Genomic DNA, 23,604 nt, shown 5'->3' on the forward strand with positions numbered 1-23,604 from the left:
TCGGAAGCGGACGGACGTTTCCTAGCGGATGGTGAGTTTCGTGTCGTACGAGTCGATCAAGCACAGCGAGGTCGAGGTGAACGGGGTGCGGCTGCACCTCGCCGAGCAGGGGGAGGGGCCGCTGGTCCTGCTGCTGCACGGCTTCCCGGAGAGCTGGTACTCCTGGCGGCACCAGTTCGCGCCGCTCGCCGAGGCCGGCTACCGGGTGGTGGCGCCCGACCAGCGCGGCTACGCCCGCAGCGAGCAGCCCGAGAACGTGGACGCGTACAGCCTGCTGCACCTGGTCGGCGACGTGACGGCGCTGATCGGCGCGCTCGGAGCGGAGCGGGCGGTGGTGGTCGGGCACGACTGGGGCGCCCCCGTCGCCTGGGCCACCGCGGCGCTGCGCCCGGACCTGGTGCGGGGCGTCGCCGGGCTGAGCGTGCCGCCGCTGCCGTCCGGGCCGACGCCGCTGGCGGCCTCCCGGGAGAAGTTCGGCGACGGCTTCTACCAGATCTACTTCCAGGAACCCGGCCGTGCCGACGCCGAGCTGGCGGCCGACCCCAAGGCCTCGTTCCGCCGCATCCTCGGCGGCACCTACCCGGACGGGGAACCGAAGCCGTGGGTCGCCCCCGAGGGCGGGAGCCTGCTGGACACCATTCCGGAGCCGGAGCGGCTGCCCTCCTGGCTCACCGAGGCGGACATCGACGCCTTCGCGGCCGACTACGCCCTGCACGGCGAGCGCGCCTTCACCGGGGGACTCAACTGGTACCGCAACATCGACCGGAACAACGAGCTGATGGCGGCGTTCACCGGCCGGCGGATCGAGGCGCCCGCGCTGTACGTGACCGGTGAGCAGGACCTGGTGAACGCGATGGTGCCGCGTGAAGTGGTGGCGTACCTGCTGCAGCACGTGACCCCTCGGCTGCACCGGCACGTCCGGCTCCCGGAGACCGGGCACTGGACGCAGCAGGAGCGCCCGGCCGAGGTCACCGAGGCGCTGCTGGACTTCCTGAAGTCGCTGGACTGACGCCCGTTCCCGCCGGCACCCCCGTCCGGCCCGGGCGGGGGTCAGACCGGCAGGAGGCGGGCGATCAGTTCGCCGAGGCGGCGGGCGTTGCGGCAGGAGTGCATCTCCACGACGCCGGCGTAGGCGTGGGCGGCGGAGTCGCCGGTCGGCCAGAGGGACGGCTGTTCGGGGTTCAGCCAGAAGACCCGTCGGGCCCGGCCGGCGATCCGGCGGAGGGCGTCGAGGTTGGGGTCGCGGTGGTTGTTGCGGGCGTCGCCGAGGACCAGGACGCAGGTGCGCGGGCCGACGGCGTCCAGGTGGTGGTCGGCGAAGTCGCCGAGGGCGGAGCCGTAGTCGCTGTTGCCGTGGTAGCCCATCACCTTGGCCTCGGCGAGGATCCGGGCGGCCAGGCGGGCCGGGTCGTCGCCGTTCCTGAGCAGGTCGGTGACCTCCGCGGTGCGGTTGACGAAGGCGAACACCCGGACCTTGCTGAACTGTTCGCTCATCGCCTGGACCAGCAGCATGGTGAAGTCGGCGAAACCCGCCACCGAGCCGGAGACGTCGCAGAGCAGCACCAGTTCCGGCCGGGCCGGGCGGCGCAGCCGGTAGGCGGGGCGCAGCGGTACGCCACCGGTGGTGAGCGAGCGGCGCAGGGTGCGGCGCAGGTCGATGCGGCCGCGGGCGGCGCGGCGGCGGCGGGCGGCCAGGCGGGTGGCGAGCTTGCGGGCCAGCGGGTGGACGGTGCGGCGCAGTTCGGCGAGCTGGTCGCGGCCGGCGTACAGGAAGTCGATCCGGTCGGCGGTGGGGGCGACGGCGCGCTCGGCGATCCGTTCGGGGCCGCGCAGTTCGGCGACCCGACGGCGGGCCTCGGTGGCGACCTGGGCGCGGAAGTCCCGGATGCGGCGGCGGATCTCGTCGGCGAGGACCAGGTCGGAGACGTCCGCCGGGCCGGGGCGGCCGCGCAGGGCGGCGAGGATCCGGGCCAGCAGCGTCTCGGGGGACAGCCGGCCGAGCGCCTGCTGGGCGGACCAGCCGTCGGAGCCGGGCGTGCCGGGTGCGCCGCCGGCGCCGTATCGGCCGAAGGCTGCCACGACCTCGCCGGCGAGCCGGGCCTGGGCGGCGCGGTCGTCCGCGGCGAGGGCGGCGGCGAGGCGTTCGCGCAGGTCGTCGCGGAGCGGGTCGGGGCGGCCGAAGCGTGGCGGCTCGGGGTCCTCGGGGACCGGTGGCGGGTCGGCGCGGACGGCTTCGGGGGTGCCGACGCCGAGGGGGAAGAACAGGTCGAAGGTGGCGTCGAAGACCACCCGTTGGCCGTCGGAGCGCAGCAGGGCGGCGGCCAGGCCGGCCCGCATCTGCTCGCGGTCGGTGAAACCGAGGACGTCGAGGACGGCGGCGGCGTCCACCGTCTCGGCCGGGCCGATCCGCAGGCCGTGGCCGCGCAGGGCGCGGACCAGGCCGGTGAGGCGGCCGGCGGTGTCGGTGGCCTGGGGCGCGGTGGGGCCGGCGCCCTGGGGTGCGGCGGTCACGCGAGGGTGAGCTTCTGGGCGGCCTTCCGGATGTCGTCCTGGTGCTTGAGGATCACCCCGAGGGTGTCCCGGACGGCCGTCTCGTCGAGGGTGTCCGCGCCCAGGGCGAGCAGGGTGCGGGCCCAGTCGATGGTCTCGGCGACGGACGGTGCCTTGCGCAGCTCCATCGCACGCAGCGCGCCGACGATCCGTACCAGCGACTCGGCCAGGGTGTCGTCCAGTCCCGGCACCTTGAGGCGGACGATCCGGCGCTCCAACTCGGCGCCCGGGTAGTCGAGGTGGAGGAAGAGGCAGCGGCGGCGCAGCGCCTCGGAGAGCTCGCGGGTGGCGTTGGAGGTGAGCAGGACGAAGGGACGGCGGGTGGCGGTGATCGTGCCGAGCTCGGGGACGGTGACCTGGAAGTCGCTGAGCACCTCCAGGAGCAGCGCCTCGACCTCGACGTCGGCCTTGTCCATCTCGTCGATCAGCAGCACCGTCGGCTCCTCGCCGCGGATGGCGGTGAGCAGCGGGCGGGTGAGCAGGAACTCCTCGCCGAAGATGTCGCCGCGGGCCTCCTCCCAGCCCTCGTCGCGGCCGGCGGTGATTCGCAGCAGCTGCTTGGCGTGGTTCCACTCGTAGAGCGCGCGGGCCTCGTCGATGCCCTCGTAGCACTGCAGCCGGACGAGCCGGGCCCGGCCGATCGCGGCGACCGCCTTGGCGAGCTCGGTCTTGCCGACCCCGGCCGGTCCCTCGACCAGCAGCGGCTTGCCGAGCCGGTCGGCGAGGAAGACGGTGGTGGCGACGGCCGGGGAGGCGAGGTAGCCGGTGGCGGCGAGTTGCTCGGCGGCGTCCGCGACCGAGGTGAAGAAGCCCGTGCCACGTGCCGTCGTTCCGTCGCTGCCCATGTGCCCGCCCTGTTCAAGGTTCGCCGTCCGTGTGCGGCGACACCCTACCGGCCGGTCACTTCGCTGTCTCGGTCTCCCGCCCGGTGCCCCGGTGCCCCGGTGCCCCGGTGCCCCGGTGCCCCGGTGCCCCGGTGCCCCGGTGTGCCCGGGCACGGCCCAGCGGCGTACGGCGTGGTGCCGGTGCCGTACGCCGCCGTGGTCGGGGTGGGGCTGCGCGTCAGCCGACGGCGCGGACCGTCAGTCGGCGGTGCGGACCGTCAGTCGGCGCGGACCGTCAGTTGACGCGGACCGTCAGTTGACGACGAGGACCGGGCTGCCGGCGACGGAGGTGTCGGTGACCGGGCCGTAGGTGGCGCTGAAGTAGCCCGTCGAGAAGCACAGGCCCGGGCCGGACACCAGGGTGAACGGCTGGGCGGAGAAGCCGATGGTGCTGCCGGTGTTCGAGGCGGTGCCGTTGATTCCGGTGGCGTTCTGGTAGTTGCAGCTGATGCTGCCCAGGATGGTGCTGAGCACCACGGTGGTGCCCATCGCGCCGGCCGCGCCGGGGGTGAGCTTGACCGGGTAGCCGGGGGCGTCGCTGACCGTGTTGGTGAACGGCAGGTTGGTGACGGTGATGCTCCTGACGCCCGTGACACCGAGGACGTTGGAGGTGCAGGAGCCGAAGGTCTGGGTGTTGAGCTGCTCGACGGCGCTGCCCGGGGCGGCCGGGTTGGCGGTCACGGTCGCCGAGAAGGAGGAGGCGGCACACTTGATGCCGCTCGTCCCGGTGGCACCGTTGTAGAAGGTCGCGTAGCTGCCGGAGGCCAGGTTGGCGGACAGGACGTCACCAACGGCGACGGCCGGGCCGGTCGAACTGCCGGTGGTGAGTACGGCGGTGGCGGCCTCGGCGGGTGCCACCGCCGCGCCGGTGAGGGCGAGTGCGGCGAGGGCGGCGGTGGCGAGGGTGCGACGGATGCGCATGAGGGTACCTCTCTCCGTCCGGGGGACGGGTGGGGGAATCCCGGCGTGCGGGTGTGGTGGTGTGCACGACGGGGGAGGTGCATGGCGTACCGGGGGCTCCGGCGGGGCCGCGGTGCGGGCGGGCCCGGCGCCACGGGCCCGCTCGTGCGGTACGGCGGTGTGCGGACGTACAGCCGTGTACGGGTGTATCGGTGTACGGCGCTGCACGGACGTACGGATGTGGATGTACGGATGTGGACGTCCGGTGGTGCGGGACACAGCGGCACTGCGCAGAGTCGGTGCGGACGTGCGGTGCTGTGGGGGTGCACGTCGGCGGCTGCCACCGCCGCGGGCCCGCGCCCGTCGTGGTCCGGTGGTCCGGGCGGTTCGCCCGGACCGTGGGAGCCCCTGGAGGTCGGCCGGTGGGGGCCTGCTCGCCCACCGGTTGGAAACCTGTCAGTGTTGTAAACCCGGTGTTGCGTCAATGTCAATACAGGACACAGGAGTTGGTGATGGATCGGAACTACCTCCGGAGTGCCGACGTGGTCCTGCTGCCGGGCGCGCGGACCGGCCGCGACCCCGCCCGCTCGATCAAGCCCGGCCCGCGCCGGCAGCCCGCGGGCGTGGTCGCCGCGACCCAGCGCGAGCGGCTGCTGGACGGGCTGGTCCGGACCGTCGCCGAACGCGGCTACCGGCACGCGACGGTGAGCGACATCTGCCGCGCGGCGGGTGTGACCAGGCCGGTCTTCTACGAGCTGTTCAGCGGCAAGGAGGACGCCTTCCTGGCCGCGCACCGGTACGGCACCGGGGTGGTGCTCCGGCGGATGGCGGCGGCCTTCGCGGCCGAATCCGACTGGTGCCGGGGGATCCGGCAGGCGCTCGGCGCGATGCTCCAACTGCTCGCCGGGACACCCTCGTTCGCCACCATGGCGGTGATCGAGATCGAGGCGGTCGGCCCGGAGGGGCGGCGCGAGAGGGATCAACTCCTCACCAGGTTTCGGGCGTTCTTCGCCGAGGTGCCCCAACTGCCGGGCGGCGTAACGGTGAACGAGATGGTGGACGCCGTGGTGGGCGGCGTCTACAGCGCGCTCTACCGCCGGATCGACTCCGGCCGGACCGATCAACTACCGGAACTGCTACCGGTATTGAGCATGTTCTGCCTGGCTCCGTTCCTCGGTCCGGCGGAGGCCGCCGAGCGGCTCGGGGTGGCGGGCACGGTCGAGCGGACCGGCCCGGCGGGGGCCGCCGAGCGGCTCGGGCCCGGGATTGGTGAAGATCCTTCGTGCACCCGTATTGACCCGGCCAATACCCGGCAGTAGCTTCCCAGTTACTTACCGCGCTCCGACCTGACCCGCCCCGCTGCCGAGGGGCGGGTGATCCGGTCGGGCCGCGGAACGCTGTCCGCGCCAGGGCAACATGCCAGTGCCTGCACACCCAATCCACCCACAGGGAGCACACATGGCCATGTCCGAGGACGCCGCCGCGGCGGCCGAGACCCCACAGCCGGCCGGCCCGAGAAGAGGCCGGGTACGGCTCAAGCGCACCGTCCTGATGGCCGTGCCGGCCATCGCCGCCGGGGGCGTCCTGATGGCGCTCACCGCCCAGGGCGTACTCGCCGCGCAGTTCTCCATCTCCGGCATGCCGTTCACCATCACCGCCGACAAGTTGGACGGCCAGGGCTTCGCACAGTTCGGCGCGCTGGACTCGATGATCCCCGACAGCCCCAACGCGGGCTCCACCGGCGGCCAGGTCCTGGTCGCCGTGTCGGCGATCAAGAGCGCCCAGATCACCAACCTGTGCCAGAGCGTCGACCTCGGCGGCATCAACCTGGTGATCCACGCGGGCGACGGCGGCACCCCCGTCTCCGCCACCAACCTCACCACCGACTCCGATCTGCTGTCCGGCGACGCGGAGTTCACCAACATCGAGATCGGCGGCGACGCCAGCACCTTCGACAAGGCCGGACCGGTCGGCAAGGGCAACCCGGGTGTCTTCGGCCAGCAGGCCGACACCGTCCTGCTGACGCACCTCAAGCAGCACAACTACGCGAGCACCGCCGTCGGGTTCAAACTGCCCAACCTGCGGCTGAGCTTCAGCTCCCAGGGCTGCTGAGCATGGCGGAGTCCGCACCGGAGCCGGCCGGCGCCGGCGAGGGCACCGCGGCGCGGGCCGAGGGGGTGGCGGCCGAGGGGACGGCCGCCACGCCCGGCACCGCTGCCACGGCCGCCGCCGAGCCCGCTGCCGCCACAGCCGCGGACGCCGAGCCCACAGCCGGCGAGCCCGCCACCCGCCCGGTCAAGCGGCGCGACTGGCGGGGCAGGCGACCGTTCTGGGGCGGGCTGCTGGTGCTGCTCGGCGGCGCCGAGATCCTGTTCACCCTGCGGGCCCCGCTGCCCGTCGTCCTGCACATCGGGATGCAGGGACTGGCCGGGTACCTGGTGCCGGCGGTGATGGTGCTGTGCGGCCTGCTGATCCTGTTCAACCCGGCGCAGCGGCTGTTCTACTCCATCCTCGCCGTGCTGGCCTCGCTGGCCAGCTGGGTCACCTCCAACCTGGGCGGCTTCCTGATCGGGATGCTGCTCGGGGTGGTGGGCTCCTGCCTCACCTTCGGCTGGCTGCCCGACCAGCCGCTGCGCCGTGGCCGGCAGCGGCGGCTGGACCGCCGCGAGGAGCGGCAGGCGGCCAAGACGGCCTCCGTCTGAAACGCGGGTGCCCCGCGCCTGGTGACGGGAGAGCACCAGGACGCGGGGCACCTGCTGACGGGCTCGTGCGAGCTCCGTCGGATCGTCGCGAGGCGTCGATCAGATGGTCGAGGCGTCGATCACGAAGCGGAACCGGACGTCGCCGTCCAGCACCCGCTGGTAGGCCTCGTTGATCTGGTCGGCCCGGATCAGCTCGATCTCGGCGGTGATGCCGTGCTCACCGCAGAAGTCCAGCATCTCCTGGGTCCCCGGCAGCCCGCCGATCATCGACCCGGCCAGCGAGCGGCGCCCGGTGATCAGCGCGTGGGCGTTGACCGAGACCGGCTTCTCCGGCGCGCCGACCTGCACCATGGTGCCGTCGGTGCGCAGCAGGAGCAGGTAGGCGCTGAGGTCGAGGTCGGCCGAGACGGTGTTGACGATCAGGTCGAAGCTGCCCGCCAGCTCACTGAAGGTCGCCGGGTCGGAGGTGGCCCGGTAGTGGTCGGCGCCGAGCTTGAGGCCGTCCTCGCGCTTGCGCAGCGACTGGCTGAGCACGGTGACCTCCGCGCCCATCGCGTGGGCGAGCTTGACGCCCATGTGGCCGAGGCCGCCGAGGCCCACGATCGCGACCTTCTTGCCCGGGCCCGCGCCCCAGTGGGCGAGCGGCGAGTACAGCGTGACGCCCGCGCACAGCAGCGGCGCCGCGGCGTCCAGCGGCAGGTTGTCGGGGATGCTCAGCGCGTACGCCTCGTCCACCACCAGCTCCGAGGAGTAGCCGCCGTAGGTCGGCAGGCCGTCCGTGCCCATGCTGTTGTAGGTGAAGGTGACGCCGCCCTCGCGGGTGCAGTACTGCTGGAGGCCGGCGAGGCAGTTGTCGCACTCGCGGCAGGAGTCGACGAAGCAGCCGACGCCGACCCGGTCGCCGACCTTCCAGCGGGTCACGCCGGGGCCGGCCTCGCTGACCACGCCCGCGATCTCGTGGCCCGGCACCATGGGGAAGATGCCGGTGCCCCAGTCCTCGCGGACCTGGTGGATGTCGGAGTGGCAGATGCCGGAGTACTTGATGTCGATCACGATGTCGTGCTCGCCCACGGCCCGGCGGGTGACGGTGGTCTTCGCCAGCGGGGCGTCGGGCCGCTGCGCCGCGTAGGCGGCGACGGTGCGGGTGTTCGTCGTGCTCGTGGTGCTCGTCGTGCTCGTCGTGACCGTCGTGTTCGTCGTCTCGTTCGTCATGCCCTCAAGACTGCTGCGGCGCGATCGGGCCAACCAGACCAGAGGTCTTCGTACGAACCCGGGACGTAGGGGAGCGGAACGTAGGCGGGCGGAACGTAGGCGGGCCGGACGTACGCCCGCGGAAGGTACGCACGGCAGTATCACCCTCACCCGCCCCCCGGCGCACCGGATCGCCCGCATACTGCAGACATGGACCAGCGCACCGAACTCAGCGAGTTCCTCCGATCCCGCCGTGCCCGGCTGCGGCCCGAGGACGTGGGCCTGCGGGACACCACCACCCGGCGTCGGGTCCCCGGGCTGCGCCGCGAGGAACTGGCCCAGCTCGCCGGAGTCAGCACCGCCTACTACACGCGGCTCGAACAGGGCCACGGCGAGAACGTCTCCACCGCCGTGCTGGACGCCATCGCCCGGGTGCTGCGGCTCAGCCCCGCCGAGCGCGACCACCTCGGCCGGCTCACCAAGCCCGCCCGCCGCCGCTCCGGCCGGGCCGCCGCCCGGGCACAGCTGGTGCGGCCCGCGCTGCAACAGCTCCTGGACGCGATGGACGGCGTTCCCGCGTACGTGCTCGGCCGGCGCCTCGACATCATCGCCTGGAACCGCCTCGGCACCGCTCTCCTCGGCGACTTCGCCGCGATGCCGCCCGAGCAGCGCAACATGGCCTGGAACGTCTTCCTCGACCCGGCCGCGCGCGAGCTCTACCAGGACTGGGAAGGCAAGGCCAGCGACGTCGTCGGCATCCTGCGCCTGGACGCCGGGCGCGACCCGGACGACCCCCGGCTGGCCTCGCTCATCGGCGAACTCTCTGTCAAGAGCGAGGACTTCCGCCGCCTCTGGGCCACCCACAACATCCAGGACAAGGGCCACGGCACCAAGCGGCTGCACCACGCGGTGGTCGGCGGGCTCAGCCTGCAGTACGAGACCCTGCGTCCGGCCGGGGACTCGGACCAGGTACTGGTCACCTACCACGCCGAACCGGGCTCGTCCTCGGCCGAATCGCTGCGCCTGCTGGCCAGTTGGGTGGCCACCGAGTTCCAGACCGACCCGTCCGAGCGGACGACCGGCTCACCCGCCGGTTCGCCCGCCGAGCAGTCCCGGTAGTCGGCAGGGGTCTTGGCAAGGGCTCCTGGCAAGGCCCGGTACGACCAGGCGCTGCAGCGCTGCAGCGCTGAGCGCTCAGCGGAAGCAGTAGGAGTCCGAGGACGCGTCGCCGCCCGCGAGATGGGTCTGGTGAACGCGCAGGCCCCGGAAATCCGCGCCGTGCGGGAAGAAACGCTCGTCGACGGTCAGCCCGCCCGCCTCGGGGTCGGCGTCCAGCTTGACCATCCACGGCTCGATGCCGTCCGGGTAGAACTGGTCGTCCCAGGCGCCGTAGAGGGAGTTGGTGAGATACAGCCGCCGGCCGTCCCGGCTGATCTCCACCATCTGCGGCGCCCCGCTCAACGGCCGTCCCGGCTCGGCCGGGTGCGGGGTGCGGGCGACGACCCCACCCAGCCGGACGGAGGAGGCGAGCCGGGGGTGGAAGGGATCCGAGACGTCGAACTGGAACAGCTCGCCGGTGCCCCAAGCCGACACGTACAACCAGCGGTCGTCCACCGACAGATTGATGTCGGTGACCAGCGGCGGCACCGCGCCGAACGGCTGCAGTGCGCGCGGCAGGTCCTCGGCCTTCGCCGGTTCGGCGGGGATGTCGATCACCTTGCGCGCGGTGAACGCCGGCCCGTTCCGGTACCAGAGCCAGACCGAGGAGGAGAGGTCCTCGACGTTCGCCACCACCCCGGCGAACCCCCACTCCGCCTGCGGATCGTGCGCCGGACGCAGCTCCAACACCATCTGGTACTGGTCGCCGAAGTCGATCCGCTGCAGGTGCCGCCCCGAGTCCAGCTCCCAGAAGTGCAGTGCGTGCCCGTACTTGCGGCCCAGCAGCAGCTCCGGCACCACCCCGTCCTCGACCATCCACGGGCTGCCCCACTCACTGGTCACCCCCACATTGGTGCCGAGGTGCCACCAGACGTCGTACGCGAAGTGCTGCGGCCCGCGCTCCGTCTCCCAGGCGCGCAGCACATCGAAGGTGGAGTGGTCGAGGATCGCCACCCCGCCCGGTCCGTCCGTGCCCTCACCGGCGCCCAGGCACGACAGGAACACCCCCTCCGGGCCGCAGTGCAGGGTGTGCGGGCGCGAGTAGCCCGCCTTGGCGGCGAGTTCGGCGGCCTCGACGGTCTTCACCAGGCGCGGCCGGACGGGGTCGGGCCGGGTGTCCATGACGTGCAGGCGCGAGGAGCGCAGCCCGGGGAGCAGCAGGAACCGCCGCTCCGGATTCTCGTGGCAGGCATGGGCCAGGGCGCTGGAACAGGCGTTCCAGCCGAAATGGTGCAACTCGTCGCCCAGGGTGGGGAGTTCGGCGAAGTTCAGCACCCTCCCGTAGTCGGCTGATGCCGGATCCGTGTCCACCGTGAGCAGGGCGTCCGGCCGCTGAGCCCACCGGTCGAACCCGGCGACGTACGCGAGCTTCTCCGGCGGCGCGGCCATCGCCTCGGTGGCCGACCGGTACAGCGACGGATCCATATGCACTCCCCAACTCGCCTGCCCTGTCCGGGAAGCGTTCCACACGACCACCGGCGCACAGCAGGCGTACGAGGAGTGGGACGGAGGCGCGGAGCGCACCGTGAGCCGGTGCACGACAGCATGACCGGGGGAGGCGACTTCCACAGCCCGGTCGTCCAGGCGGATACCGCGAAGGTGACGATCGAGGCTCGCCCGCCGACGGTCACCGTCACCGGCCTCGGCGGCATCGGCAGGGCGATCCAGGCCATCGCCGTCGGCCACGCGCTGCTGTGCGCCGGCGGCTCCTCCCTCGGACACCCCCGCCGACTGACCGGCCACCGCCGAGCGCCGGGCACCTACCGGCCGGTATCGTCTGGCTCGGAACGGGTGGTCACCTGCCACATCGGCGGGCGGAGCAGAGGATCGGTGCGGCGCAGATGGAGTTTCGGGAAGACGTCCTGGGTGCCCCTTACGAGGCGGCGGAGCTGGAGCTGCGGCCGGATGCCGAAGGGGCGGTGTGCGCGACGCTGGTGCGTCGGCTGGTCCCCGGCGCGCAGCGGGCCGTGCTCTACATCCACGGGTACAACGACTACTTCTTCCAGACCAACCTGGCCGACCACTACACCGCGCTCGGGTTCTCGTTCTACGCGCTCGACCTGCGCAAGTACGGCCGTTCGCTGCGCCCGCACCAGTCGCCGAACTTCGTCCGTGACCTCGTGGAGTACGACGAGGAGATCGACGAGGCAGTGCGGATCATCCGGGAGGTGGACGGGCACCGGCAGCTGCTGGTGAACGGGCACTCGACGGGTGGGCTGGTCGGTGCGCTGTGGGCGGGGCGTCGGGCCGGGCGGGGCCTGGTGGACGGGCTGTTCCTCAACTCGCCGTTTTTGTCGATGCCGACGTCACCGGTCGTACGGAGCGTCGGCGGGCCGGCGGTGACGGCGATCGGGCGGCTGGCGCCGACCCGGGTGCTGCCGTCGACGTTGAACCCGCACTACACGCACAGCCTGCACAAGGACCACAGGGGCGAGTGGGACTTCGACCTCACGCTCAAGCCCGCCGAGGGCTTCCCGCTGTTCGCGGGCTGGCTGTCGGCGATCCACCAGGGGCACCGGCGGCTGCGGCACGGGCTGGGCATCGACGTGCCGGTGCTGCTGATGGCCTCGACCAAGTCCATCGCCACCACGAAGTGGCACAACGCGCTGCACCACGCGGACGCGGTGCTGCGCGCCGACGACATCGCCGCACAGGGGCCGAGGCTCGGCCGGCACGTGACGATCGTCCGGATCGAGGGCGGTATGCACGACCTGGTGCTCTCCGGGGAGAAGGCTCGCACCCAGGTGTTCGCCGAGCTGGATCACTGGCTCGCGGCGTACCTGGACGTGCAGCCGGTGGACGTGAACGCGGCGGACGTGCAGCCGGCGGACGTGCAGTCGGTGGACGTGCGGCCGGGGGACGTGCGGCCGGCCGGGGAAAGCGCATGACCTTCGAGCGCGACGAGCCGGTGCCGGTGGGGCGGCGGACCGACCTCGGCTTCGCCAAGCTCATGCCGGACATCGACCGCGACGGCGGCTGGCTGCTGACCCTGGACGGCACCCCGCAGTCGTACGTCGATCTCGCCGATCCGACGCACCTGGAGTTCGAGTACACCCGGCGCCTCGGCCACCTCGCGGACGCGCTGGCCCCCGCCGGGCAGCCGCTGGACGTGCTGCACCTCGGCGGCGGCGCGCTCACCCTGCCCCGCTACCTGGCGGCCACCCGGCCGGGTTCGCGGCAGCGGGTGGTGGAGGTGGACGGGCCGCTGCTGGAGCTGGTCGCCGAACGGCTGCCCTGGCAGGGGCCCGGCGCGGACGTCACCGCGACCGTCGGCGATGCCCGGGCGGCCCTCGCCGACGTCCCGGCGGCCTCGCAGGACCTGGTGATCGCCGACGTCTTCCGTGGCTCCCGCACCCCGGCGCACCTCACGTCGATGGAGTTCCTGCGGTTGGCGGCGGACACCTTGCGCGAGGGCGGCTGCTACGCGGCCAACCTGGCGGACGGCCCGCCGCTGGCGTTCGCCAAGGCACAGGCGGCGACGGTAGGGGCGGTGTTCCCGTACGTCTGCCTGGTGGCGGAGGCGTCGGTGCTGCGCGGGCGGCGGTACGGCAATGTGCTGCTGGCCGGGTCGACGGCGCCGCTGCCGGAGGCGGAGCTGGCCCGGTTGTTCGCGGGTGACATCTTCCCGGCCCGGTTGGTGGAGGGGGACGACCTGGCGGCTCTGGTCGGCCGCACGGCCCCGGTCACGGATGCGGACGCCACCGATTCCCCGCCTCCGCCGGACGGTGCCTTCAGCGTCGGCTGAGCCGAGCCGGGTGTGGTGCGCGAGAAGTCGGCCACGTCGACTTCTCCTGCCGCCGGTCGAGCGGCGCGTCGGCGGGTGGGGCGGTCCGGACCGGGTGTCAGAATCGGCGGGTTCATGCCCGAGCGCGAGACACCCGCGCGGCACCCGTTCGGCACCCGCGGGGTACGCGTGGCACACGCGCGGGCATCCGGGGAGCACGTCGAAGGAGCGAGCGATGACTGGCGGCGCGGAGCGGCCCGAGCTGGAGGCGGTGCCGGAGACGGCGCTGTGGACGCTGTGGCACCGGGCGGTGGAGGCGCGGCGGCCGGACACCGTGCTGCCGGACCCGAAGGCGGTCGAGCTGGTCGGCCGGATCGACTTCCCGTTCGCGGAGCGGTTCGGCCGGAACGCGATGGTGAGCCAGCTGCAAGCGCTGCGCGCGGCCTGCTTCGACCGTGAGGTGGCGGACTTCCTGGCCCGGGAGCCGCGCGGCACCGTGGTCTGCCTGGGGGAGGGCCTGGAGACCCAGTACTGGCGGGTCGACAACGGGCGGGCCCGCTGGCTGAGCGTGGACCTGCCGGAGGCGGTGGCGCTGCGCTCGGAGCTGTTGCCGCCCGGCGCGCGCCAGCGCTACCTGGCCGCCGACGCCGCCGAACTGGGGTGGGCCGACGAGGTGGACCGCAACCGTGAGGTACTGGTCACTGCACAAGGCTTGTTGATGTACCTTCCGCCGGCCCGGGTGAGATCCCTGATCGCGGGCTGCGCGGAGCGGTTCCCGGGCGGCTCTCTCGTGCTGGACGCCGTGCCGCGCTGGTTCAGCCGACTCACCCTGAACGGGAAGATGCATGCCCGCGGCTACCAGCCGCCGCCGATGCCGTGGGCGATGGACGCGGGTGAGCGGGACAAGCTCCGCACCGCCAGTCCGGCGGTGGCGGCGGTGCGGGACGTCCGGCCGACCGGCGGACGCGGGCTGGTCGGCGCCCTGCTGCCACTCGCGCTGACCATCCCGCCACTGGCCACCCGCCGTCCGTCCGTCACCGTCCTGGACTTCGCCGAGCGGCCCGAGCAGTCCTAGGACTGCAAGCCGTCGTAGGACAGCATGCAGTCGTCGAACACCTGATCAATGCCGGTGGACCGGGTGCCCAGGGCGCTGCGGTCAGCTCATGCCGACCAGCATGTAGAACATGCCGACGGCCGTCACCGTCCGCCGTGCGGCACCGAGCCCGGGTACCGGTGGCCCGGCGGCTACGCTTCCTGCACCAGCAGCCGCGCATTGATGGTGGGATTTCCTGCCTGGGAGAGCGGGAAGGCCGTACCGATTTCCTCGGGTTGCCCGGGAACGTCGATGCGGACGGACAGCGTCCGGTCGAGAAGCTGTTCCTGTGTCATTCGGAAGTCGATGTTGACGAGGCCGTGCTGCGCGCAATTCTCGCAGTTCCGCGGATTGTCCGGTTGGAAGAAGAAGCGCTTCGCGATCGGCTCACCGTCCGCGAGCAAACTCACGATGAACGAACCCGGGATGTTCAGCCGGTCGATCCCCTTGACCCGCACCGAAACAGGGTTGGCGCTCCGGAACGCGAAGGTGCGGGCGGCCTCGATGTTTCCGGACAGATTCTCCAACACGCCCTCCGCGGGGTCGGCGAGTTCCAGCCGATCGTACGAGACCTCGGTTTCGATCGTCTGGCCGGCGGTCGCGGTGAACGGTGGCAGCGCGCCGCCGAGCGGATCCGTGGGCCAGTTGGGGTCCTGTCCCAGCGTGGTTCGGAATCCGGCCAGCGTGGTCGCGCCGACGCGGGTCTGCCAGCTCAGCCAGAGGCGGTCGATGTTGCAGTGGAAGAACCAGAACACCGGGTCGAAGGAAGCTACCCACTGGTTGCCCATCGTCGGCCCGATCGACCCGTGGCCACCGTCGTGGGCCTGGATCGAGAAGTCCTGGTAGCCGTTCAGATCGGACGCCCCCCACACCGACTGCTTCAGCGAGGTGGCGATTTCATCCAGGACACTCAAATCCTTCACGTTCTGTGCGATGTCGGCGGGCGAGAAGCGTTGCGTGGTGTACGGGAAGAATCCGGTCTTGGGCGGCAGGGCGGTGGCGCCGGGATCGGCGGGAAGAACGTACTGGTCGAACGGCGGATGCTGCAGCCGGTCCGGCAGGTCGGTCGCGATGTCCCAGTAGGGGAGTGTCACCTCCGCGCAACCCGGGACGGAACGCAACGCGTCCTCGAACACCCGCAGGTAAACGCGGTGCCAGGGGTTGAAGCGGTTTTCGTGGTGCAAACACCATTTCTCCGGGAGGCCGTGCTGCCCGGCCATGGCGAAGTAGCCGTCCGGAGCCTCGGGAGGGCGGGCCATCACCGCGGTGAACGCCGTCTTCAGCAGCTCGAACTCGGCGTCGCTCAACGTCGTGATGTTCTTGCGGAGCCGGGTCGGGGGCGTCACGGGCGGTGGTGGCTCGACCGGGGTCGCCGTACCGAGGGGGAATCCGTTGAGGATCCAGTTCCGGAATGTCTGCGAGCGTTCGGCACTCCATTTCCCCTCCGCGTCCGGGGGCATGTGCGAGTTCGGCGGAGAGGTCTGTGCGTAAATCGCCAGCGCGTTTCTCTTCACTCCCTCATAGGTGCCGAGATCGATTCCGATGGTGGCCATGTGGTCCAGGTCCTGAGGCCGGAAGAAGAAACGAATGTCCGCCAGATAAGTCGGCGCTGCAACGACTTGATCATCGGTCGGGCCGTTCTGGGTCGTGGTCATGCTTCCTCCGGTGGGCTCCGAATAGGCGCTGCGGTTGATACAGGGCCAATGGTCGACGATGTATCAACCAGCGGCGAGGTCGACTGGTCCGATGGGGCGGCCTTGCCGGAGCGTCGGGCGCGAGTCGATTTGATGAGCGCCGCGATTTGCGGAATCAAATTGTTCCGCTTGTTCCTCCCAGCCTTCACTCCGAGTCCTCAGGACCTGCGTCCGGCGGAGGTCCGGGCGTTGGTGCTCGACGCGGTGCCGCGCATGATCCGACCGAGGCGGGCCGAGGCCGGCGTCAGCCGAAGGCAGCGGAGGGCTCTCGAGGGCAGAGGTACTTTGCCGAATCTTGAAGAAATGCCGGTCGGACTGGAACCATGGCGTGCGGCCGCACGTCGAAAACCACGGGTTATCGGCCGGGGGGACAGGCCGCCCGGCACGTTACGCTGCCCTGAGGGGGAGCGGCGGCGTTGCCGCCATCGGACCACTGCCGGGACCGGCCCGCGGCTCCACGGGGAGCGCGGCCGGTCCCGTCCTGCCACGGAGGTACTGGCCTTGCACATCGACGCCTGGATCGAGGGCATTCCACCGACGGCGGTGTACGCCGTGGTCGGCCTGATCATCGGGATCGAATCGCTGGGCATCCCGCTGCCCGGCGAGATCGCCCTGGTCACGGCGTCCCTGATGGCGGTCAAGGGCGTGGTGAGCCCGTGGGGCGTCGCGGGCTGCGCGATCGCGGGTGCGATCATCGGCGACTCGATCGGCTACTCGATCGGGCGTAAGGGGGGCAAGCCGCTCTTCGAGAAGCTGGGACGCAAGTTCCCCAAGCACTTCGGGCCCTCTCACCTGGCCACCGCGGAGCGCTCGTTCCAGAAGTGGGGCATGTGGGCGGTCTTCTTCGGCCGGTTCATCGCCCTGCTGCGCATCTTCGCCGGTCCGCTGGCAGGCGCGCTGAAGATGCCGTACTGGAAGTTCCTGATCGCCAACGTGCTGGGCGGCGTCGTCTGGGCCGGCGGCACGACGCTGCTGGTGTACAAGGTGGGCAAGAGCATCGAGCCGTGGCTGTCCCGCTTCTCCTGGGCCGGTCTGGCGGCAGCCGTCGTGATCGGCGGCCTGTCGGCCTGGATCATGAAGCGTCGGGCCGCGAAGACGCACGCCAAGATCGAGGCGGAGGAGGCGGCCGCGACCGCGGCCGCCGCCAGGACCGCCGTCCCGGAGTAACGGAACGGAACCCAGCAGAACGCCACGGGACGGGACTGACGGCCGTCCCGGAGCCATCGGGCCCTCGGAGTAGCATCGGCGGAGTACCTGCCGATCTTGCACTCCGGAGGGCCCGATGACGTTGCAGCCGACCTGGGACGCGGTGGACGCGTACTTCTCCGAGCAGCTGGTCGGACACGATCCGGCGCTGGAGGCGGCGGCGGCCGCCGCCGACGCGGCCGGGCTGCCGAACATCGCGGTGGCCCCCAACCAGGGCAAGCTGCTGCACCTGCTGGCGCTGACCCAGGGCGCGAAGCGGATCCTGGAGGTCGGCACGCTCGGCGGCTACAGCGCGATCTGGCTGGCCCGGGCGCTCCCCGCGGACGGCACCCTGATCACCCTGGAGATCGACCCGAAGCACGCCGAGGTCGCCCGGGGGAACCTGGCCGCCGCCGGACTGGAGAAGGTCGCCGAGGTACGGCTGGGCCGGGGCGCCGACTCGCTCGCGGCGCTGGTGGAGCAGGGCGTGGAGCCCTTCGACCTGGTCTTCATCGACGCGGACAAACCGAGCAACCCCGAGTACTTCCGCCGGGCGCTCCAGCTGACCCGGCCCGGCTCGCTGATCATCGTCGACAACGTGGTGCGCGGCGGCGCCGTCGCCGACGCGGACAGCACCGACCCGGCGGTGCTCGGCACCCGGGCCCTGCACGAGCTGATCGCGGCCGAGCCGAGGGTCACCGCGACCTCGGTGCAGACGGTCGGCAGCAAGGGCTACGACGGCTTCACGCTCGCCCGCGTGCAGGGCTGAGTTTTTCAGCACCACCGAGGAACGGAGACATCGTGCGGATCGGACTGCTGGGCACCGGCCCCTGGGCGGAGCGGGTGCACGCGCCCGTGCTGGCGGAGCATCCCGGGCTGGAGTTCGCCGGTGTCTGGGGCCGCCGCCCGGAGGCGGCCGAGACCCTGGGCGCGGCGCACGGTGTGCCCGGGTACGCGGACCTCGACCGGCTGCTGGCCGACGTGGACGCGGTCTCCATCGCGCTGCCCCCGTCGGTGCAGGCGGGCCTCGCGGTGCGGGCCGCCGAGGCCGGCTGCCACCTGCTGCTGGACAAGCCGGTCGCGTTGACCGTGCCGGACGCCGAGGCCGTGGCCGAGGCGGTCCGCGCGCACAAGGTCGCCTCGGTGGTGTTCTTCACGGTGCGCTTCGGCGGCCCGCAGATCCCGTGGCTCGAGGAGCAGGCGGCGTTGGGCGGCTGGTACACCGGCCGCTCGGACTGGCTCGGCTCGGTGTTCGCGCCGGGCAGCTCCAGCCCGTACGCGGCCTCGCCGTGGCGCAAGGAGAAGGGCTCGCTGTGGGACGTCGGCCCGCACGCGCTGTCCGTACTGCTGCCGGTGCTCGGCGACGCGACGCAGGTGACGGCGGTGGCGGGCCCGCTGGACACCGTGCACCTGGTGCTGCGGCACGCCGGCGGCGCGTCCAGCACGCTCGCGCTCAGTCTGACGGCGCCGGTCGCGGCGGGCGGGACGGGCCTGGAGCTGCGCGGCGAGCACGGCGTGGCCCACCTGCCGGAGCGCGGTGAGGGTCCGCTCGCCGCGCTGCACCGGGCGCTGGACGCCCTGCAGTCCGCGGCGGCCTCCGGCGAGCCGCATCCGTGCGGGGCGGACTTCGGGCTGCGGGTGGTGGAGATCCTCGCCGCGGCCGAGCGCTCGCTGGCCGTCGGCGGACTGGTGCAGGTCTGAGGCCTCGCGGACTCGGTGACGCCGGGCGGGGCGCTTCGGTGCCCCGCCCGGCGTCGTCCGTTAGTGCGTCCTTCGTTCGTGCGCCGGGCGTGTCGGGCGTGTCGGGCGTGTCGGGCCGGTCAGGCGCGCCGGGCGTGTCGGGCGTGTCAGCCCGGTCGGGCCGGTCGGGCCGGTCAGGCCGGCGGCAGGGCCGGCGGGGACCCGGCCGGGCGGCGGTCGGTGGGCCGGGCCGGGGGGATGACGGCCGCGCGGAAGTCGCGCGGGCCGGTCCAGAGCGCGGGGACGGCGTCGCTGCGGCGGGCCAGTTCGTACGCGACGGCCTCGTAGTTGACGCGCCAGCCGTGGAAGTGCGCCCAGGCGTCCTCGACCGGGCGTTCGCGGCGGAAGCCGGCCGCCATGATCATCGCGACTGCGCCCAGGTACTCGGCGTAGGTCAGCCGGATCGGGACCTCCGGGTCCGGGTCCGGGTCGAAGGGGATCCGCAGCGCGCGGGCGATGTCGCGCATCGCGGTGAACCCGGCGCGGATCACCAGCCGGGCCTCGGCGGGGGCCGTGCTCGGGCACAGGGCGAGGTGCAGCGCGGCGGCGTCCATCACGGCGATCAGGCCGACCACCCAGCTGCGGTTCGGTTGCGGGGAGCGGAAGGAGAGCAGCACCGGGTAGTTGGAGTGGCTCTCGCCGATGTCGGCGGCGAGGCGCTCCCAGTCCCGGTAGAGCTGGGGGAGCGCGTTCTCGGTGTCGACGAGGGACTGGCGGGCCAGCAGCTCGGGGCCCCAGGCGGGTTCGCCGGCCCGGGACTGCAGCAGGGTCACCTCGGTCTCGCGCCGCTGGTAGGCGGCGTAGAGGGTCGGCAGGTAGGCGATCTGCAGGGCGACCACCAGCGGGCCGCTGGCGGCGGCCATGAAGTCGATCGCGGACAGCTGCAGCCGCTCGCCGCTGGCGTAGCCGAGGGTGAAGAGGCTGGAGCCGGCCTCGCGGATCGAGGTCGACCAGTTGAGGTCGGACGTGCCGTGCAGCAGCAGCGTGTAGGCGACCAGCATCCCGCTGAGCCACAGCCCGAGCATCCCCAGCAGGACCAGCGGCGCGAGCCAGGTGAGCGCCCGGTCCTGTGCGCGGTAACCGCCGAACGGCGTGGCGGAGAGCCGCAGCACGCCCCGCAGCACCGCCCAGAGCCGGTTCACCAGGGACGAGTAGAGCCCGCGCGGGACGACCAGCGTGCGCAGGATGCTGCCGACGACGAGCAGGAGCAGCAGCGCACCGATCACGGTGTGGATCAACCTCATGGCGCCATTCTGACGGTCGGCCGGAGCGGTTGCGGCGGAGGCCCGGTCCGGTTCCGACGCGCCGTCGCGCGCAGTATGACGACGATCACATCCTTTCCCCGCCGCCGGAATGCCGCCCTCATCTCGTCTATCTGTTCGAGAGGGCCGTCGGATGAGCGAAGCGGAGAGCGGACTGTGCGTCCACAGCGAGGTGGCGGGGCCGAGGAGGAGAAGCCCGGACGGCGGCGACGCCGGCGACGGCGGCCGTTGCGGTGGCTCGACTATCCGCGCCAGCGGCGGCGCGGGGTCCGCCGCTGGCTCCCGTCCTGGCGGCAGCTGCTCCTGGTGGCCGGGGTGGGGGCCTTGCCGCTGACGGGGTGGCTGGCCTGGTTCTTCGCGACCACGAAGGTGCCGGACGACCTGAACTCCTTCGCCACCCAGCAGAACAACGTCTACTTCTGGGCGGACGGCACCGAGATGGCCCGCATCGGCGAGACCAACCGGCAGGAGGTGCCGTTGGAACAGGTGCCGGAGTCGGTGCGGTGGGCGGTGCTGGCCGCCGAGAACGAGACCTTCTACTCGGATCCCGGGATCTCGGTCAAGGGCATCGGCCGCGCGTTCTGGTCGATGCTCTCGGGCGGCGACACCCAGGGCGGCTCGACCATCACCCAGCAGTACGTCAAGAACATCTACCTGAACCAGCACCAGGACTACGCGCGCAAGCTCAGAGAGGCCGTCATCGCGATCAAGCTGGACGACCGGATGAGCAAGAACGACATCCTGGCCGGCTACCTGAACAGCAGCTGGTTCGGCCGCGGCAGCTACGGCATCGAACGCGCCGCCGCGGCGTACTACGGCAAGGACGTCTCGCAGCTCGACCCCAGCGAAGGCGCCTTCCTGGCCGCCCTGTTGAAGGGCGCGGGGCAGTACGACCCGGCGCTCGGCGCGGAGAACCGGAAGAGGGCCGAGGAACGGTGGTCCTGGATCCTGGACCGGGAGGTCGAGGTCGGAAAGCTGTCCCGCGCCGAGCGCGCCCGGTACACGGTGTTCCCCGAGCCCAAGGCCCAGCCGAAGTCGGCGGGCCTGGGCGGCCAGGTCGGGTACCTCGTCGACACGGCCCGGTCCTACGTGGAGAGCCACAGCGACATCACGCCGGCCCAGCTGGACCTCGGCGGCCACCAGATCTTCACCACCTTCGAGAAGCCCAGGGTCGACGCGCTGGCCGTCGCGGTGCAGGAAGCGACCAAGGGGATCGACCCCGACAATCGCGAGGCCGACAAAGCCCTGAAGGTCGGTGCCGCCTCGGTCGGCCTCGACGGGAGGATCGTCGCGCTCTACGGCGGCCCGAACTACCTGAAACAGGGCTTCAACAACGCCAACACCTCGACGGTGCCGATCGGTTCGGCCTTCACCCCGGTCGTGTACGCCACCGGGCTCAGCCAGGGCGTCCAGCGCGGACGCGGCGGCAACCGCACCCCGATCACGCCCACCACCACCTACAACGGGGACAACGGGGTGAACGTGATGACCCCGGAGGGGCCGTACTGGGGACGTGACGGCAAGATCGTGAAGACCGCCAACGACGGCAAGCGCGACTGGGGCCCGGTGAGTCTGAGAAGTGCCGTGGAGCAGTCCGTCAACGGGCCGATGATGCAACTCGGCATGGACATCGGCCTGGACCGGGTCCAGAAGACCGCCGCCGACCTCGGCCTGCTCCCCGGCAGCATGGGCGAACTGGTACCGGCCTTCGCGGCCGGCAACTCCACCCCCAGCGCCATCAGGACGGCGGACGCGTACACCGCCTTCGCCGCCGGCGGGAACCGGACGGACCCGTACTCGGTGTTCCGGATCACCCGCAACGGCGCGCCGCTCGCGCTGCGCCTGCCGGCCGTCGCGCGGGCACTGCCGGCGGCGGTGGCGGGCGAGGTGGACGCCGCGCTCAAGGGTGCCGTCCGCGGCGGGAGCGCCACGCCGGCGGCGGAGGCCGGCCCGGACCTGGCCGCGAAGCCCGGCACGACGGCGGACCGGACGGCGGGGTGGATCGTCGGCTACAACGGGCAGCTGTCGACGGCGGTCACCGTGTTCCGGGCGGACCTGCGGGACATGAAGCTGCTCTCGCTGGAGGGACTGGGCGGGGCGGCGCCGGAAACCCCCGACTCGGCGCTGCCCGCGCGGATCTGGACCTCGTACATGAAGGCGGCGGGCGGGCCGGCGGGCGGGCGGTAGGCCGGGCCGGGCGGCTGCGGAGCCCGCAGCCGCCCGGGGCCGGTCACTTCACCAGGCGGGACCAGTCGGCCGGCTGCCCGGGGTCGAGTTGGCGCAGTTTGTCGAGCACCTTGGGGTCCTGGGCGTCCAGCCAGTCGGCGACCTGGCGGAAGGAGACGCAGCGCACCTCCTCGCGCTTGCAGACGCCCTTCATCACGTCCTCGATGGCCTGCATGTAGATGCTGCCGTTCCAGTCCTCGAAGTGGTTGCCGATGAAGAGCGGCGCCCGGCTGCCGTTGTAGACCCGCTCGAAGCCGGCCAGGTAGCCGTCCCGGGTGTTCTTCTCCCACTCGTCATACTTCTTCGGGTCGCCCTTGGTGGTGTTCCCGGACTGGTTGGCGAGGAAGTTGAAGTCCATCGAGAGGACCTGGGCCGACGTGCCCGGGTAGGGCAGCATCTGGAGGGGGAAGTTCCACATGCCCTCCTTCTTGACGGGCCAGACCTGGAACTCGCCGGGCGAGCTGGCGTCGTAGCGGAAGCCCGCCGCCTTCTCCGCCGGGAGCAGGTTCTTCTGGCCCTCCAGGCAGGGGGCACGTCCGCCGACCAGCTCCTTGGTGTAGTCGAAGGGAAGCGGCGGGAGGTCCTTGTAGCCGGTGTTGGTCTTCCAGTTGGTGACGAAGGAGACCGCCTGGTCGAGCTCGCTCCTCCACTCGTCGGTGGACCAGTCCCCGCCGCCACCGCTCTTGGGGCCGCAGAAGTGCCCGTTGAAGTGGGTGCCGATCTCGTTGCCGTCCTGCCAGGCCAGGCGCAGCTGCTCCAGCGTGTCCTTGAGATGGCCGTCGGTGGCGAAGTCGATGGCGGTGGCGCCGACGTCGTGCTGCGGCGGGTGGTAGAGCGTGCGCTTCGACTTGGGCAGGGTGTAGATGCCGCTCAGGAAGAACGTCATCTGGGCGTTGTTCTCCAGGCCCAGCTTGCGGAAGTGGGAGAACTGGTGGTCGTCGCCCTCCAGAGCCCCGTCCCAGGAGAAGACGACGAACTGCGGCGGCTTCTCACCGGGCTTCAGCTTCTCGGGCACGGGCTGCTTGGGCTGCGGCCCGGTGTCGGAGGTGGAGCCGTCACCCAGCACCTTGACCTGGCCGTCCCAGGTCGGCACCGGGGTCGGGGTCGGGGTGGGGGTGGGAGCGGGGGTGTCGGAGGGGGCCCCACTCGGGGTGGTGGGTGCGGGGCTCGAGGGGGTGGTGCCGGTGGCGGTGGGTCTGCTCCTGGTGTCGGAGCATCCCGTGGTCAGGACGAGAGCCGAGACGACCCCCACCGCCAGCAGACCGGTCGCGCCACGAGCAAGCCGCACCGTACCT

20 protein-coding genes are annotated in these 23,604 nt (G+C 72.0%); 12 read left to right on the forward strand and 8 right to left on the reverse strand.

What is annotated here, in order from left to right; all coding sequences use genetic code 11:
* Positions 1-40 precede the first annotated feature (40 nt).
* Positions 41-1,009, forward strand: coding sequence for an alpha/beta fold hydrolase (locus tag ACZ51D_RS20690; RefSeq protein WP_465663194.1), 969 nt, complete (start codon positions 41-43; stop codon positions 1,007-1,009).
* A 41-nt stretch (positions 1,010-1,050) separates the two neighbouring features.
* On the opposite strand, the gene ACZ51D_RS20695 is transcribed toward ACZ51D_RS20690, so the two are convergent.
* The 3 genes from ACZ51D_RS20695 to ACZ51D_RS20705 all read right to left on the reverse strand — a co-directional run bounded on the left by ACZ51D_RS20695 (position 1,051) and on the right by ACZ51D_RS20705 (position 4,355).
* A complete protein-coding gene (locus ACZ51D_RS20695; RefSeq protein ID WP_465663196.1) occupies positions 1,051-2,511 on the reverse strand; it encodes a vWA domain-containing protein in 1,461 nt (486 codons plus the stop codon).
* Positions 2,508-3,395, reverse strand: coding sequence for an AAA family ATPase (locus ACZ51D_RS20700; protein ID WP_465618948.1), 888 nt, complete (start codon positions 3,393-3,395; stop codon positions 2,508-2,510). The genes ACZ51D_RS20695 and ACZ51D_RS20700 overlap by 4 nt, the downstream gene beginning before the upstream one ends.
* A gap of 291 nt (positions 3,396-3,686) precedes the next feature.
* Entirely contained in the window at positions 3,687-4,355 is a 669-nt protein-coding gene (locus ACZ51D_RS20705; RefSeq protein ID WP_465663198.1) for a Tat pathway signal sequence domain protein, read from the reverse strand.
* A gap of 491 nt (positions 4,356-4,846) precedes the next feature.
* On the opposite strand from ACZ51D_RS20705, the gene ACZ51D_RS20710 reads away from it, so the two are divergent.
* From ACZ51D_RS20710 to ACZ51D_RS20720, 3 genes are all read left to right on the forward strand, one after another.
* Positions 4,847-5,653 carry a TetR/AcrR family transcriptional regulator gene (locus ACZ51D_RS20710; RefSeq protein WP_465618951.1) on the forward strand — a complete coding sequence of 269 codons (807 nt, stop codon included), beginning with the start codon at positions 4,847-4,849 and terminating at the stop codon, positions 5,651-5,653.
* A gap of 139 nt (positions 5,654-5,792) precedes the next feature.
* Positions 5,793-6,446 carry a DUF6230 family protein gene (locus ACZ51D_RS20715; RefSeq protein WP_360503066.1) on the forward strand — a complete coding sequence of 218 codons (654 nt, stop codon included), beginning with the start codon at positions 5,793-5,795 and terminating at the stop codon, positions 6,444-6,446.
* A 65-nt stretch (positions 6,447-6,511) separates the two neighbouring features.
* On the forward strand, positions 6,512-7,036 hold the full coding sequence (locus tag ACZ51D_RS20720; RefSeq protein WP_396287964.1) for a DUF6114 domain-containing protein: 525 nt from the start codon (positions 6,512-6,514) through the stop codon (positions 7,034-7,036).
* A 99-nt stretch (positions 7,037-7,135) separates the two neighbouring features.
* Here the strand turns inward: ACZ51D_RS20720 and ACZ51D_RS20725 are convergent, their stop codons facing one another.
* Positions 7,136-8,248 carry an NAD(P)-dependent alcohol dehydrogenase gene (locus ACZ51D_RS20725; protein ID WP_465663200.1) on the reverse strand — a complete coding sequence of 371 codons (1,113 nt, stop codon included), beginning with the start codon at positions 8,246-8,248 and terminating at the stop codon, positions 7,136-7,138.
* Positions 8,249-8,437: 189 nt separating this feature from the next.
* Here ACZ51D_RS20725 and ACZ51D_RS20730 point away from each other — a divergent pair, with 189 nt between their 5' ends.
* Positions 8,438-9,346 (forward strand): helix-turn-helix domain-containing protein, encoded by a 909-nt coding sequence (locus ACZ51D_RS20730; protein ID WP_465663202.1) that lies wholly within the window; start codon positions 8,438-8,440, stop codon positions 9,344-9,346.
* 75 nt (positions 9,347-9,421) lie between these two features.
* On the opposite strand, the gene ACZ51D_RS20735 is transcribed toward ACZ51D_RS20730, so the two are convergent.
* A complete protein-coding gene (locus ACZ51D_RS20735) occupies positions 9,422-10,810 on the reverse strand; it encodes a selenium-binding protein SBP56-related protein (protein ID WP_465663204.1) in 1,389 nt (462 codons plus the stop codon).
* Between the two features lie 416 nt (positions 10,811-11,226).
* Here ACZ51D_RS20735 and ACZ51D_RS20740 point away from each other — a divergent pair, with 416 nt between their 5' ends.
* The 3 genes from ACZ51D_RS20740 (at position 11,227) to ACZ51D_RS20750 (ending at position 14,184) form a co-directional block, all read left to right on the forward strand.
* On the forward strand, positions 11,227-12,273 hold the full coding sequence (locus ACZ51D_RS20740) for an alpha/beta hydrolase (RefSeq protein ID WP_465663206.1): 1,047 nt from the start codon (positions 11,227-11,229) through the stop codon (positions 12,271-12,273).
* Complete coding sequence (locus ACZ51D_RS20745) at positions 12,270-13,130, forward strand: spermidine synthase (RefSeq protein ID WP_465618961.1); 861 nt, start codon at positions 12,270-12,272, stop codon at positions 13,128-13,130. Before ACZ51D_RS20740 ends, ACZ51D_RS20745 begins: the two co-directional genes overlap by 4 nt.
* A 214-nt stretch (positions 13,131-13,344) precedes the next feature.
* Positions 13,345-14,184 (forward strand): class I SAM-dependent methyltransferase, encoded by an 840-nt coding sequence (locus tag ACZ51D_RS20750; RefSeq protein ID WP_465618963.1) that lies wholly within the window; start codon positions 13,345-13,347, stop codon positions 14,182-14,184.
* A gap of 170 nt (positions 14,185-14,354) precedes the next feature.
* Here the strand turns inward: ACZ51D_RS20750 and ACZ51D_RS20755 are convergent, their stop codons facing one another.
* The gene (locus ACZ51D_RS20755) at positions 14,355-15,857 is read right to left on the reverse strand and encodes a tyrosinase family protein (protein WP_465663208.1); all 1,503 of its coding nucleotides are present in this window, start codon (positions 15,855-15,857) and stop codon (positions 14,355-14,357) included.
* A 540-nt stretch (positions 15,858-16,397) separates the two neighbouring features.
* Between ACZ51D_RS20755 and ACZ51D_RS20760 the strand changes: the two genes are divergently transcribed.
* From ACZ51D_RS20760 to ACZ51D_RS20770, 3 genes are all read left to right on the forward strand, one after another.
* Positions 16,398-17,063 (forward strand): DedA family protein, encoded by a 666-nt coding sequence (locus ACZ51D_RS20760; protein ID WP_465663210.1) that lies wholly within the window; start codon positions 16,398-16,400, stop codon positions 17,061-17,063.
* 115 nt (positions 17,064-17,178) lie between these two features.
* Positions 17,179-17,850: an O-methyltransferase gene (locus ACZ51D_RS20765; protein WP_360503084.1), complete on the forward strand. Its 672-nt coding sequence runs from the start codon at positions 17,179-17,181 to the stop codon at positions 17,848-17,850.
* Positions 17,851-17,882: 32 nt separating this feature from the next.
* A complete protein-coding gene (locus ACZ51D_RS20770) occupies positions 17,883-18,782 on the forward strand; it encodes a Gfo/Idh/MocA family protein (RefSeq protein WP_465663212.1) in 900 nt (299 codons plus the stop codon).
* A gap of 173 nt (positions 18,783-18,955) precedes the next feature.
* Here ACZ51D_RS20770 and ACZ51D_RS20775 read toward each other — a convergent pair whose 3' ends face one another.
* The gene (locus ACZ51D_RS20775; protein ID WP_465663213.1) at positions 18,956-20,065 is read right to left on the reverse strand and encodes a hypothetical protein; all 1,110 of its coding nucleotides are present in this window, start codon (positions 20,063-20,065) and stop codon (positions 18,956-18,958) included.
* 333 nt (positions 20,066-20,398) lie between these two features.
* Here ACZ51D_RS20775 and ACZ51D_RS20780 point away from each other — a divergent pair, with 333 nt between their 5' ends.
* The gene (locus ACZ51D_RS20780; protein ID WP_465663283.1) at positions 20,399-22,270 is read left to right on the forward strand and encodes a transglycosylase domain-containing protein; all 1,872 of its coding nucleotides are present in this window, start codon (positions 20,399-20,401) and stop codon (positions 22,268-22,270) included.
* A gap of 43 nt (positions 22,271-22,313) precedes the next feature.
* Here the strand turns inward: ACZ51D_RS20780 and ACZ51D_RS20785 are convergent, their stop codons facing one another.
* Positions 22,314-23,597, reverse strand: a complete 1,284-nt coding sequence (locus ACZ51D_RS20785; RefSeq protein ID WP_465663214.1) for a polysaccharide deacetylase family protein — start codon at positions 23,595-23,597, stop codon at positions 22,314-22,316.
* Positions 23,598-23,604: the final 7 nt, after the last annotated feature.

It is taken from the genome of Kitasatospora sp. NPDC033851 (assembly GCF_055576085.1).

Excerpts from the sequence above, each read along its gene's own strand:
- ACZ51D_RS20730 (WP_465663202.1), top strand. The coding sequence starts at position 8,438 with ATGGACCAGCGCACCGAACTCAGCGAGTTCCTCCGATCCCGCCGTGCC.
- ACZ51D_RS20765 (WP_360503084.1), top strand. The coding sequence starts at position 17,179 with ATGACGTTGCAGCCGACCTGGGACGCGGTGGACGCGTACTTCTCCGAG.
- ACZ51D_RS20750 (WP_465618963.1), top strand. The coding sequence starts at position 13,345 with ATGACTGGCGGCGCGGAGCGGCCCGAGCTGGAGGCGGTGCCGGAGACG.
- ACZ51D_RS20775 (WP_465663213.1), bottom strand. The coding sequence starts at position 20,065 with ATGAGGTTGATCCACACCGTGATCGGTGCGCTGCTGCTCCTGCTCGTC.
- ACZ51D_RS20715 (WP_360503066.1), top strand. The coding sequence starts at position 5,793 with ATGGCCATGTCCGAGGACGCCGCCGCGGCGGCCGAGACCCCACAGCCG.
- ACZ51D_RS20735 (WP_465663204.1), bottom strand. The coding sequence starts at position 10,810 with ATGGATCCGTCGCTGTACCGGTCGGCCACCGAGGCGATGGCCGCGCCG.
- ACZ51D_RS20740 (WP_465663206.1), top strand. The coding sequence starts at position 11,227 with ATGGAGTTTCGGGAAGACGTCCTGGGTGCCCCTTACGAGGCGGCGGAG.
- ACZ51D_RS20755 (WP_465663208.1), bottom strand. The coding sequence starts at position 15,857 with ATGACCACGACCCAGAACGGCCCGACCGATGATCAAGTCGTTGCAGCG.
- ACZ51D_RS20700 (WP_465618948.1), bottom strand. The coding sequence starts at position 3,395 with ATGGGCAGCGACGGAACGACGGCACGTGGCACGGGCTTCTTCACCTCG.
- ACZ51D_RS20710 (WP_465618951.1), top strand. The coding sequence starts at position 4,847 with ATGGATCGGAACTACCTCCGGAGTGCCGACGTGGTCCTGCTGCCGGGC.
- ACZ51D_RS20725 (WP_465663200.1), bottom strand. The coding sequence starts at position 8,248 with ATGACGAACGAGACGACGAACACGACGGTCACGACGAGCACGACGAGC.
- ACZ51D_RS20745 (WP_465618961.1), top strand. The coding sequence starts at position 12,270 with ATGACCTTCGAGCGCGACGAGCCGGTGCCGGTGGGGCGGCGGACCGAC.
- ACZ51D_RS20705 (WP_465663198.1), bottom strand. The coding sequence starts at position 4,355 with ATGCGCATCCGTCGCACCCTCGCCACCGCCGCCCTCGCCGCACTCGCC.